General features: G+C 76.3%; 10 protein-coding genes. 7 read left to right on the top strand and 3 right to left on the bottom strand.

Features of this window, described 5'->3' with window-relative positions; translation table 11 throughout:
- Positions 1-127 precede the first annotated feature (127 nt).
- The 3 genes from HCK00_RS09235 to HCK00_RS09245 are packed head-to-tail and all read left to right on the top strand — an operon-like array spanning position 128 to position 3,467.
- Positions 128-1,582, top strand: a complete 1,455-nt coding sequence (locus HCK00_RS09235; protein WP_168101304.1) for an MFS transporter — start codon at positions 128-130, stop codon at positions 1,580-1,582.
- Positions 1,579-2,475 (top strand): bifunctional 4-hydroxy-2-oxoglutarate aldolase/2-dehydro-3-deoxy-phosphogluconate aldolase, encoded by an 897-nt coding sequence (locus HCK00_RS09240; RefSeq protein ID WP_311765223.1) that lies wholly within the window; start codon positions 1,579-1,581, stop codon positions 2,473-2,475. The genes HCK00_RS09235 and HCK00_RS09240 overlap by 4 nt, the downstream gene beginning before the upstream one ends.
- Complete coding sequence (locus tag HCK00_RS09245) at positions 2,472-3,467, top strand: sugar kinase (protein WP_311765224.1); 996 nt, start codon at positions 2,472-2,474, stop codon at positions 3,465-3,467. The genes HCK00_RS09240 and HCK00_RS09245 overlap by 4 nt, the downstream gene beginning before the upstream one ends.
- A 119-nt stretch (positions 3,468-3,586) precedes the next feature.
- On the opposite strand, the gene HCK00_RS09250 is transcribed toward HCK00_RS09245, so the two are convergent.
- Both HCK00_RS09250 and HCK00_RS09255 read right to left on the bottom strand, forming a co-directional pair.
- On the bottom strand, positions 3,587-4,435 hold the full coding sequence (locus HCK00_RS09250; RefSeq protein ID WP_277348203.1) for a LuxR C-terminal-related transcriptional regulator: 849 nt from the start codon (positions 4,433-4,435) through the stop codon (positions 3,587-3,589).
- A 211-nt stretch (positions 4,436-4,646) separates the two neighbouring features.
- Positions 4,647-6,044 (bottom strand): PspC domain-containing protein, encoded by a 1,398-nt coding sequence (locus tag HCK00_RS09255; RefSeq protein ID WP_375781936.1) that lies wholly within the window; start codon positions 6,042-6,044, stop codon positions 4,647-4,649.
- A gap of 446 nt (positions 6,045-6,490) precedes the next feature.
- Here HCK00_RS09255 and HCK00_RS09260 point away from each other — a divergent pair, with 446 nt between their 5' ends.
- The 3 genes from HCK00_RS09260 to HCK00_RS09270 all read left to right on the top strand — a co-directional run bounded on the left by HCK00_RS09260 (position 6,491) and on the right by HCK00_RS09270 (position 9,090).
- The gene (locus HCK00_RS09260) at positions 6,491-7,975 is read left to right on the top strand and encodes a PspC domain-containing protein (protein ID WP_168101306.1); all 1,485 of its coding nucleotides are present in this window, start codon (positions 6,491-6,493) and stop codon (positions 7,973-7,975) included.
- Entirely contained in the window at positions 7,959-8,351 is a 393-nt protein-coding gene (locus HCK00_RS27500; protein WP_240965385.1) for a hypothetical protein, read from the top strand. Before HCK00_RS09260 ends, HCK00_RS27500 begins: the two co-directional genes overlap by 17 nt.
- Before the next feature lie 91 nt (positions 8,352-8,442).
- Positions 8,443-9,090 carry a dihydrofolate reductase family protein gene (locus HCK00_RS09270; protein ID WP_168101307.1) on the top strand — a complete coding sequence of 216 codons (648 nt, stop codon included), beginning with the start codon at positions 8,443-8,445 and terminating at the stop codon, positions 9,088-9,090.
- A gap of 215 nt (positions 9,091-9,305) precedes the next feature.
- Here the strand turns inward: HCK00_RS09270 and guaA are convergent, their stop codons facing one another.
- Positions 9,306-10,928, bottom strand: coding sequence for a glutamine-hydrolyzing GMP synthase (gene guaA, locus HCK00_RS09275; RefSeq protein ID WP_168101308.1), 1,623 nt, complete (start codon positions 10,926-10,928; stop codon positions 9,306-9,308).
- A 453-nt stretch (positions 10,929-11,381) separates the two neighbouring features.
- On the opposite strand from guaA, the gene HCK00_RS09280 reads away from it, so the two are divergent.
- Positions 11,382-11,771, top strand: coding sequence for a chorismate mutase (locus HCK00_RS09280; RefSeq protein ID WP_168101373.1), 390 nt, complete (start codon positions 11,382-11,384; stop codon positions 11,769-11,771).
- The last annotated feature ends 100 nt before the right edge of the window (positions 11,772-11,871 follow it).

Here is an 11,871-nt window from a genome sequence, read left to right on the forward strand (position 1 = left end):
CGGCGCGCCCCACTCACCGCACTCACCCCGCTCACCCCGCTCACCGGGCTCACCGGACTCACCCCGTTCCGCGCACCCTCGCGGACGTCTCCCCTCCCCGCCCCGATCCCGCAAGGAGACACGGATCATGGACGCTCCCACCCAGGCGCCGGTACCACCGGCCGGCGCCTCCTCGTCCACCCCGCCCGCCGGCCCGCCCGCCCCCGCGGACCCCCGCGCCGTGCGCCGCGCCGCCTGGGCCGGCCTCATCGGCACCGCGCTCGAACAGTACGACTTCGTCATCTACGGCACGGCCTCGGCGCTGGTCTTCGGCACCCTGTTCTTCCCCAACGCCTCCCCCGCCGCCGCGCTGCTCGCGAGCTTCGCCGCCTACGCCGTCGGCTTCGCCGCCCGCCCCCTCGGCGGCCTGTTCTTCTCCCGCTACGGCGACCGGCTCGGCCGCAAGTGGGTCCTGGTCACCACGCTCTTCCTGATGGGTGGCTCCACCTTCGCCATCGGGCTGCTCCCCACCTACGGCCAGGTCGGCATCCTCGCCCCGGCGCTGCTCGTCTTCTGCCGCTTCTTCCAGGGCTTCGGCGCCGGGGCCGAACAATCCGGCGGAGCGACCCTCCTCACCGAGACGGCGGCACCGGGACGGCGCGGGCGGCTCGCCGCGCTCGTGATGACCGGCGCGGCGCTGGGCACCCTGCTCGGTGCCCTCGCCTGGATCCTCGTCCAGCTGCTCCCCGAGGAAGACCTGATGAGCTACGGCTGGCGGCTGGTCTTCGCCAGCAGCCTGCTGGTCACCGTGGCCGCCGTGATCATCCGCCGGAAGCTCAACGAGAGCCCGGTCTTCCAGGAGCTCAAGCGGGAGCACGAGGCGCCGAAGTCCCCCGTCAAGGAGGTCTTCCGGCACGGCCGGAAGCCCATGCTGCTGGTGCTGTTCATGAACGTCGGGATCAGCTCCCAGTCGTACACCTACCAGGTGTTCATGGCCTCGTACCTGATCTCCTCGGTCGGGATCGACCCCACGTTCGTCCCGAAGGTCCTGATGATCGGGGCCGCCTGTGGTGGTGTCGCGGCGATCGGTTTCGGGTTCCTCTCCGACAAGCTCGGACGCCGGCCCGTGTACTCCGCGATCGTCGCCGCGCTGGTGCTGCTGCCCGGGCCCACGTTCATCGCGCTGAACACCGGCTCCCCGGTGGCGATCACCGTGGCGATGATCATCGGCTTCGTGCTGGCGGGCCAGGGTGCCGTCGGCGTGCAGATGAGCTACTTCCCCGAACTGTTCGGCACGCGCTACCGCTACGCCGGTGTCACCCTCGGCCGGGAGTTCTCCTCGGTGCTGGGCGGCGGGGTCGCCCCGCTGATCTGCGCCTCCCTGCTCACCGCGTTCTCCGGGTCGTGGATACCGGTCGCGGCCTACATGATGCTGATGATGGCCGTCAGCCTGGTGGCCGCGCGGATGGCCCCGGAGACCCTGGACCGGGATCTGACCGTGGTCCCCGACGCGACCGGCGCCGGGGCCGCCATCGCGGCTGCCCCCGTCACCGCTGCCGGCGGTGACCCTGCCACCGCCACCGCCGGGAAGGACACCCGGTGAGCGCCGCCGACCCCGCGGCCCCGGTGGGGCCCGCCGGACGGGGACCGGGCTCTGCCGCCGAGCGCGCCCCGCACGGCTCCGGGGCCGCGTCCGGGGCCGCCGCCACCCGGCCCGAGTCCGGCGCCGTTCCCACCGCGCCCGAGTCCGGCGCCGTCCCCACCGCGCCCGAGCCCGGCGTCCTCCCCACCGCGCCCGAGTCCGGCACCCTCCCCACCGCGCCCGAGTCCGGCGCCCTCCCCACCGCGCCCGGTTCCGGCCGGGCCGAGCCCGGTGGAGCCCTGCTCCGCACCCGGGTGGTGGCGGTCCTCCGGGCCGGGTCCACCGAACATCTGCTGCCGGTGGCCGAGACCCTGGTGGACGCCGGGCTGGTCTGCCTGGAGCTGACCCTGACCACACCGGGGGCGGTCGAGGCCCTCCCCCGGCTCCGCGCCGCGCTCGGCACCGCCGCCGAGCTGGGCGTGGGCAGCGTGCGCTCCGCCACGGAGGCGCGCCGCTGCCTGGGCGCCGGCGCGGACTTCGTCGTCTCCCCGCACCTCCGCGCCGACGTCCTGGCCGAGGCGCGGGCGGCCGGCGTCCCCGTCTACCCGGGCGGCCTCACCCCCACGGAGCTGGCCGCCGCCTGGGACGCGGGGGCGACGGCGGTCAAGCTGTTCCCCGCGTCCACCGTCGGCCCGGCCCACCTCAGGGCGTGCACCGACCCGTTCCCCGGGCTGCGGGTGATGCCGACCGGCGGCATCGGCGTCGACGAGACCGGCACCTGGATCCGGGCCGGTGCCCTGGCCGTCGGTCTCGGGGGCGCGCTCACCGGTGACGCCCTCGCCGGCGGGGACCTGCGGGCCCTCGCCGGCCGGGCGCGCCGCGCCCTCGCCGCGGCGGCGGAGGCCGGGCCGTGACGCCCCACAGCCCGGCCGAGGGGGAGACCCCGCCGGACCGCCCCGGGCGGATCGTCACCCTCGGCGAGACGATGGGCCTGCTCACCGCCACCACCGTGGGCCACCTCCAGCACGTCCCGCACATGGCGCTGGGCATCGGCGGTGCCGAGAGCAACGTGGCGGTGGCCGCCGCCCGCCTCGGCACCCCGGTGAGCTGGATCGGGCGGCTCGGCGCCGACTCCGTCGGGGACCGCGTCGTCCGCGAACTCACCGCCGAGGGCATCGACGTACGGGCCGCGCGCGACCCGGGGGCGCCCACGGGGCTGATGCTCAAGGAGCGGCTGCCGGGCGGCACCGTGCGGGTCTGGTACCACCGGGCCCACGGCGCGGGCTCCCGCCTCTCCCCGGCGGACATCGACGATGCCCTCGTCGCCGGCGCCCGGCTGCTGCACGTCTCGGGCATCACCCCGGCGCTGGGCGCGTCCGCCGCGGCCGCCGTGTCCCACGCCGTGGACGTGGCGCGCTCGGCGGGGGTGACGGTGTCGCTCGACGTCAACCACCGCTCCGCGCTCTGGCCTCCGGAGCGGGCCGCGCCGGTGCTGCGGGACCTGGTCACGCGCGCCGACCTGGTGTTCGCGGGGGACGACGAGGCGGCCCTCGTCCTCGGCCGGGACCGGGCGGACGGCCCCGAGGCGCTCGCCGCCGCGCTGACGGGCCTCGGCCCCGGCACCGCCGTCGTCAAGCTGGGGGCGGACGGCGCGCTGGCCCTGGCGGACGGCGTCCTCCACCGGCGGGCCGCCGTGCCCGTGGAGGTGGTCGACCCGGTGGGCGCGGGCGACGCGTTCGTCGGCGCCTGGCTCGCCGAACTGGCCGCCGGCGCGTACCCCGCGCGGTGCCTCGGCACGGCCGTGACCGCGGGCGCGCTGGTGTGCACCGTCCCGGGCGACTGGGAGGGCATGCCCGACCGGGCCGCGCTCGCCCACGGAACCGTGCCCGGCGGCGTGCGCCGGTGACCCCGGGGCGCGTCCGCCCGGCCTCCCGGGAGCGGCCGGCGGACGCGCCCCGGACACCCCGGACATCCCGGGCGCCTCCGCCGCCCGGCCCGGCCGGGTGGGCGGCCGGCCCGGCGCGGTCAGACCAGCCGGCGGGCCGTCGCCCAGCGGGTGAGTTCGTGGCGGTTGGAGAGCTGCAGCTTGCGGAGGACCGCCGAGACGTGGGACTCGACCGTCTTCACGGAGATGAAGAGCTGCTTCGCGACCTCCTTGTAGGCGTAGCCGCGGGCGATCAGCCGCAGCACCTCGCGCTCCCGCTGGGTGAGGCGGTCCAGGTCCTCGTCGACCGGGGGCGCGTCCGTGGAGGCGAAGGCGTCCAGGACGAAGCCGGCCAGCCGCGGGGAGAAGACCGCGTCCCCCTCCTTGACCCGGAACACCGCGCTGATCAGGTCGGCGCCGGTGATGGTCTTGGTGACGTAGCCGCGCGCGCCGCCCCGGATCACGCCGATGACGTCCTCGGCGGCGTCGGAGACGGAGAGGGCGAGGAAACGCACCGGGCGCTCCCGGTCGCCCATCAGGGCCGAGCAGCGGCGCAGCACCTCCACACCGCCGCCGCCGGGGAGGTGCACGTCGAGCAGGACGACCTCGGGGCGGGTCGCGGTGATCACGGTGACCGCCTGGTCGACATCGGCCGCCTCGCCGACGACCTCGACGCCGGTGGTCTCCGTCCGGCCGATCTCGGCCTGGACGCCGGTGCGGAACATCCGGTGGTCGTCGACGAGCACGACGCGGGCGTGGCGCTCGGCGGTCCCGTCGGCGGGGCCGGTGGCGGGGCCGGTACCGCCGCCGGTGCCGGTCGCGCCGGTCGCGCCGCCGGTGCCGCCTGCACCGGGACCGGTGGCGGTGCCCCTACCGGGGCCGGAGCCGGTGGCGCCCTGCGCCGGGCCCGCCGCCCGGGGGTCGCCGGTGTGTCCCGTCGCGTCGTTCATCCGTCCGTCCCCTGTCCGCATGGCCTGCTCACCCGTGTCATCCGTCGTCCGTACCGCCCGTATCGGTGGCGGCGTTCCGCGCCGCCCGTGCCGGCGCCGTCCCTGTCCTGCCCCTGCCGCGTCCGTGCCGCGTCCGTGCCGCGTCCGTGCCGTCCGGCCGCCCCCGGCGCTTCGCCGGGCCGCGCCGGGCCGCGCCGGCCGCAGCGGTCGCTCAGCTTTCGCGTTCCATCTCCAGCTCCACCTCGGTGCCACCGTCCGGCGCCGAGCGGAGCCTCGCCGTACCGCCGTTGCGCTGCATCCGGCCGATGATCGACTCCCGGACGCCCATCCGGTCCGCCGGTACCGCGTCCAGGTCGAAGCCCGGGCCGCGGTCGCGCACCGAGATGAACACCCGCTCCCCCTCGACCTCCGCGAAGACCTGCACCGGCCCGCCCCCGCCACCGTACTTGGCCGCGTTGACCATCGCCTCCCGCGCGGCCTGGAGCTGGGCGCCCAGCCGCTCGTCCAGCGGGCAGTCGCCGACGCAGACGACCTCGACGGGCACCCCGTGGTGGTCCTCCACCTCGGCCGCCGCGGCCCGCACGGCTTCGGCCAGGGTGTCCGGCTCCGTCTCCTCGTCCTTGCCGCGCCCCTCGGGCCGGTAGAGCCAGGCCCGCAGCTCCCGCTCCTGGGCGCGGGCGAGACGGGCCACCTCACGGGAGTCCCCGGCGTTGCGCTGGATCAGGGTGAGGGTGTGCAGCACGGAGTCGTGGACGTGCGCGGCGACCTCGGCCCGCTCCTGCGCGCGGATGCGCATCAGCCGCTCCTCGGAGAGGTCCTGCGTCATCCGCACCAGATACGGGCCGGCCAGCAGCGCGATACCGACGAGGACGGCGAGCGACGCCTGGAACACCGCGCCCAGGTGGTTGGCCGAGTTCTGCATCACGACGAGGACGCTGACCCCGGCGCCGACCAGCAGCACCCCGGCCGCGCCGCGCACCAGCGGCAGCACCCGCTTGCGCCGGGTGACCTCCGCCCAGTGCGCGCGGCGCGCGTTGTCGGCCTGCCGCCACACCAGCGCGACACCGGCGCCGATCAGCAGCGCCGGCCACAGATAGGCGTTGGCACGGCGGCCGAGCTGAAGGTTGTCGACGAAGACCGCCAGCGCGACCACCATGGCCAGCAGGGCGACGAGCTGCCCCCGGTCCGGGCGGCGGAGCAGCGGCCGGCGCCGCCCCTCGGTCCCGCCCTCGGCCGCCGCGCCCGGGACGGGCCGGGCAGGCGGGGCGGCCGGGGTGTGCGGGCCCGCCGTGCCGCGCGGAGCCTCCACCCCGCCCACCCCGAGCGGGACGACGAACCAGAACGCGGCGTAGAGCAGCGCCCCCAGCCCCTCCACCATGAACATCGCCACGAAGAAGACCCGCACCCACGGCACGGGCAGCCCGAGATGGCCGGCGAGTCCACGGGCCACACCACCCAGCATCCGCCCGTCGGCGCTGCGGTAGAGCTTGCGGACCGGCGGCTCACCGGCGTCGGGACCCGTCCCCGGGCCGCCGGGATCGCCGAGCGGGCCCGCGGGGTACGGACGGCCCGCCCGGGAGGTCCCGGCGCGGGGGGCGGTGGCGGTCATACCCCGATCGTCACACGGGACGGACCCTCGCGGCATCAGGGTCGGACCCTGAGCGGGCCCGGGATCCCGCGCCGTCGACGGGCCTCCCCAGGGACCGCCGGGCGGTCTCCCGAGGGCCGCAGGACCGTCTCCCGGGTGCCACCGGACCGTCTCCGGGGTGGGGCGGCCGTTCACCGGGGTCCCGTTTCCGTGTTCCGCGCGGGTCCGGCCCTGCGCGGGTCCGGCCCTGCGCCGGCCTTGCCCGGCCCGGGTCCCGATCCCATGTGGGCCCGGTTCCGTCCGGACTCGGTTCTGTCCGGGCCCGATCCCGTCCGGGCCCGGTTCCCCGCAGGGCGGTCCGGCGCGGGCTCATCCGGCACGGGACCGGTTCCCTGCGGGTCCGGTTCCGGGAAAGGTCAGGGTCTTCGTGGGTGCTGCGGGCCCCGCGGGGCCGTCACCATGGAGACATGAGCGAACAGCAGCCCACCGCGGGCCCGGCGGCGGGCCCACCGGGCGGGGCACCGGCGGGCCCCGGCGGCGCGGCCGGTGGCGGGACGGCCACCGGGGGCACGGCCACCGGAGGACCGGCCCCCGGACAGAGCGGCGGCGCCCCCCGTCCGGAGGACGGGTCCGCCCCGGGCGGCGGTCCCGCGTCCACCGGCCCCGCGTCCACCGGCCCGCTGGACGGCCTCGCAACCGTGCTGCCCCGGCTGCGGCGCAGCCGCCAGGGCTCCGTGATCTCCGGGGTCTGCGCCGGCCTCGGCCGGCAGTTCGCCCTCGACCCGGTGATCTTCCGGATCGTGCTCACCGTGCTCGCCCTCGCCGGCGGCGTCGGGCTGATCGGCTACGGCTTCGCCTGGCTGCTCGTCCCGCGCGAGGGCGAGGACGAGAACGAGGCGCGCCGGCTGCTCTCCGGCCGGGTCGAGGGACCGGGGCTGACAGCCCTGCTGTTCGCGCTGGTCGGCTCCGGGCTGCTGCTGACGATGCTCAACAACGGCGGGCTGCTCTTCTTCGCCGCCCTGCTGTCCGCCTCCCTGGCGGGCGTCTGTTCCTGGTCGTTGCAGAAGCGGCGCGCGGAGCGGGAGGGGGCCGCGGCCGACGCGGCGGCGGCGCAGGCGGTGGCCGACGCGCCCCCCGAGACCACGGCGCCGCCCGCTCCCGGCGGCCCGTCCTGGTGGCGTGACCCGCTCACCAAGGACGGCTCCGGAGACCCCGGCGGCACCGGTTATCTGTGGGGCCCGGCCGACGCCGCGAGCGTCCCCGGCCCCCGTTTGCCCTGGCAGACGGGCACCCACCGGCACGGCCGGCGTGCGGGGGGCCTGTGGACCGGCGGCTGGACGTTCCTGGCCGCCGTGCTCGCCGCGGTCGCCGGCACCCTGCTGAGCGCGCGCTCCACGACCACGATCACCGCCGCCGACGCGCAGACCGGGTTCGCCTGCGCGCTGGCGGTCTTCGGCCTCGGGCTGGCCGTCGCCGCCTGGTACGGCCGGACGGGCGCCGGGACGGTGATCGCCGCCGTGCTGGCCTGCGTCCTGACGGTGGGAGCCGGCAGCCTGCCCGGGGACACGGCGGCCGAGTGGCGCACCACGAGCTGGCGGCCCACCGCGGCGGCCGACGTGCGGCCGGTGTACGGCGTCGGCGCCGGCGTGGCCGAGCTCGACCTGACCGGCCTCGGCCTGCGGGAGGGCGACACCGTGCACACCCGCGCGAGCGTGGGCGTCGGCGAGCTGCGGGTCCTGGTGCCGGGCGACACCACGGTGGAGCTGACCCTGGAGTTCGGCCTGGGGAGCAGCCGTCTGCCCGGCGACCCCCCGCGCCAGGGGAACGTGACCGCCGGCGACATCCACCGGACGCTCCGGCCGCCGGAGGGCCGGGCACCGTCCGGCACGCTCGTGCTCGAACTGGAAGCCGGCGTCGGCCGGGTGGAGGTGCACCGTGCAGCAGCCCCGTGAACCCTGGGCATCCCGGGAGCCCGGTGGGCCCTGGGACCCCCGTGAGCCCCGGGAGCCCGGTGGGCCGTGGGCCCCGGCCGGGGAGCCCGCCGCCGGCCCGGCCTCCGCGCCCCGCGGGCGGGACGCGCGGCCCGGCGGACCCGCCCGCCGGGGCCGTCACCGCTTCGAACCGGCGCGGCTGCTCGCCGGGCTGGTGCTGCTCGCCGCCGGGGTCACGGCCCTGCTGGACGCCACCGGCGCCCTCACGGTCCGCGACGCGGTGCTGCTCCCCGTCGTCCTGTTCGGTCTCTCCCTCGCCGGGGTGGTCGGCGTCCTCACCTACGCCGTCCGCCGCCACTTCTCCCGCCGCCCCCACCGGGGACCGCGCCCCGGCTGAACGGCCCGCGGCGGAAGGCCACCGGCCCGGCGATGAGTTTCCGCGTTCCGGGGAGTCGACATCACGCTTGCCGACTGCACAGGAGGAACGCGTGACGCATCAACTGCTGAGGGTCCAGAATTTCAACGTCTCGAGTGACGGTATCGGGGCCGGTGAGGAACAGAGCCTCGCGAACCCGTTCGGGCTCCCCGGCGCCGAGCGGTTGTTCGGGTGGGCCGGTGCCACGGCCAGCTGGCCGAACCGCACCGATCCCGGGGGCAGCCGCGGTCTCGACGACTACTTCACGCGGGACTTCACCCACAACATCGGCGCCGAGATCATGGGCCGCAACAAGTTCGGCCCGCAGCGCGGGCCCTGGGAGGACCACGCGTGGCGCGGCTGGTGGGGTGACGAACCCCCGTTCCACACCCCGGTGTTCGTGCTGACCCACCATCCGCGTCCCTCGTTCACGCTCTCCGACACCACGTTCCACTTCGTCGACGGCTCCCCCGCGGCGGTCCTGGAGCAGGCGCGGGAGGCGGCACGGGGCAAGGACGTGCGGCTCGGTGGCGGGGTCTCCACGATCCGGCAGTTCCTCGACGCCGGCCTCGTCGACACCCTGCACGTGGCGGTCTCCCCGGTGACGTTCTCCTCCGGCCTCCGGCTCTGGGAGTCGCCCGAGGAACTGACCGACCGGTTCCACCTGGAGACCGTCCCCAGCCCGAGCGGGGTGACCCACCACCTCTTCTGGCGGAGGTGACACCGGGGCCCGCCCGGCGCCCGGGCAGGCACCGCTCGCTCCGGTGAGGTTCGGCCCGCCGCGGATGGGATCGGTGGGGGCCTGCCAGCCGTAGAGCCTGCTCCCGTTGCGGTCCCGGCGAGCCGGCCGGGCCCCCACACGCGACGGTGCCGCCGCTCCGTCACGGGAGCGGCGGCACCGTCGTGGGCGCGTACGGGCGGATGGGAGCGAGCCGGTCACTCCCACTCGATGGTGCCCGGGGGCTTGCTCGTCACGTCGAGGACGACCCGGTTGACGTCCTCCACCTCGTTGGTGATGCGGGTCGAGATGCGGGCCAGGACGTCGTACGGGAGCCGTGACCAGTCGGCCGTCATGGCGTCCTCGGAGGAGACCGGGCGGAGCACCACCGGGTGCCCGTACGTCCGGCCGTCGCCCTGGACGCCGACGGAGCGGACGTCGGCCAGCAGCACCACGGGGCACTGCCAGATCTCCCGGTCCAGGCCGGCCGCGGTCAGCTCCTCCCGGGCGATGGCGTCGGCCTCGCGCAGCAGGTCCAGCCGCTCCTTGGTGACCTCTCCGATGATGCGGATACCGAGGCCCGGGCCGGGGAACGGCTGCCGGTGGACGATCTCCTCGGGGAGCCCGAGTTCCTGGCCGACCATCCGGACCTCGTCCTTGAACAGCCGCCGCAGCGGCTCGACGAGCTGGAACTGAAGGTCCTCGGGGAGACCGCCGACGTTGTGGTGGGACTTGATGTTGGCGGTGCCGGTGCCGCCGCCGGACTCCACGACGTCCGGGTAGAGGGTGCCCTGCACCAGGAAGTCCACGGACTCGCCGTGCTCCCCGGCCTCGGCGACGATCTCGGACGCGGCCTGCTCGAAGACGCGGATGAACTCGCGGCCGATGATCTTCCGCTTCTGCTCGGGGTCGGAGACCCCGGCCAGCGCCCCGAGGAAGCGCTCCTCGGCGTCGACCACCGTGAGCTTGACGCCCGTGGCCGCCACGAAGTCCTTCTCGACCTGCTCCGACTCGCCCTTGCGCATCAGGCCGTGGTCGACGTAGACGCAGGTCAGCTGGTCCCCGATGGCCTTCTGGACGAGCGCGGCGGCGACCGCCGAGTCCACACCGCCGGACAGCCCGCAGATGGCACGCCGCGAGCCGACGCGCTCACGGATCGCGGCGACGGACTCCTCGACGACGCTCGCCATCGTCCAGTCCGGCCGCAGCCCGGCGCCCCGGTAGAGGAAGTGCTCCAGGACCAGCTGGCCGTGCGTGGAGTGCATCACCTCGGGATGGTGCTGCACGCCGTAGAGCTTCCGCCCGTCGTCCTCGAACGCGGCGACGGGGGTGCCGGGGGTGGTGGCGGTGACGGTGAAGCCCTCGGGCGCCTCGGCCACCGAGTCACCGTGCGACATCCACACGGACTGCTCGGCCGGGGTGCCCTCGAAGAGGGTGGAGGCGGGGCGGGAGACGGTCAGCCGCGTGCCGCCGTACTCGCGGGTGCCGGTGCGGGCGACCGTGCCGCCGAGCGCCCGGGCCATCGCCTGGAAGCCGTAGCAGATGCCGAGGACGGGGACGCCCGTCTCGAACAGGGCGGGGTCGACGCCCGGGGCGTCCTCCGCGTAGACGGAGGACGGGCCGCCGGAGAGGATGAGCGCCTTGGGGTTGCGGGCGAGGATCTCGGAGACCGGTGTGGTGTGCGGGACGATCTCGCTGTAGACCCGGGCTTCCCGGACGCGGCGGGCGATGAGCTGGGCGTACTGCGCGCCGAAGTCGACGACGAGGACGGTGTCCTGGGGGGTGACGGTGTCCTGGGAGTGGTCGGCGTCGGGGGCGGAAGCAGGGGTCGCTGAGGGCACTGCGGCGGCCTTCCGGCGTGGACGGTTGGGGCGGGCTGGGTCCCGATTCTACCGGCGCCGGGCGGGCCCTCCGTCCGGCGCGGGGCTGGGCCGCCACCGGTCAGGCCCCCGCCCCCGGCCGTCTCAGCATCCGGCCCGCCCTGGCACCGCGCGCCGGGGCCGCGCGATACTGGCCTCATGTTCCAGCAGCTCAGCTTCGGCTTTACCTATGGCACCGGCCCGTCCGGCTGCCATGGTCGTGCCGCGTGAGCGACTGATACGCGCGACTTCCCAGGCGCCCCGGGCCGGTCAAGGCCCGGGGCGCTTCGGCGTTCCGCCCCCGGGCGGCGGCTCCGGGGGCCACGGCTCCGAGGAGAGACGGACATGAACACGGACACCAGCAGGGACACCGAGGCCGGCCCGGACACCGGCGCGAACCCCGGCCCGGACACCGCCCCGGACACCGGCGCGGGCATCGGCGCGGATCCCGCCAGGGGCGGCGCCACGGACGGCGCCTCCCCGGCTCCGGCCGCGGACGGAGCCGCCGGACCGGGCGCCGTCCCGGCCGGGGCCCGGGTCCCGGCCCAGCAGACCCCGGACACCGGGGCTCGTACGGACCAGGCCGCGGCGCTCGTCACCGGCGCCCGCGGCCGGATCGACGAGCTCGACACACGGATCATCGAACTGGTGCGGGAGCGGATGGCCGTCTCGGCCGCCATCCAGGAGGCCCGGATCACCTCCGGCGGGCGCCGGGTGAACCTCTCCCGGGAGATGGAGATCCTCCACCACTACCGCGAGACGCTCGGCAAGCCGGGCACCGCGCTGGCGATGACGCTGCTCGAACTGTGCCGGGGGCGCGTCTGACGGGCACCCCGGCGAGCGCGCGGTCCCGTGCGGCGCGGCGCGGTGCGGCCCGGAGGGCGCGGCACCGGGTCCGCGCCGTACGGGGCCGCACCGCGTGCGT

Source organism: Streptomyces zingiberis (assembly GCF_012034935.1).
Classification (GTDB): Bacteria; Actinomycetota; Actinomycetes; order Streptomycetales; family Streptomycetaceae; genus Streptomyces; species Streptomyces zingiberis.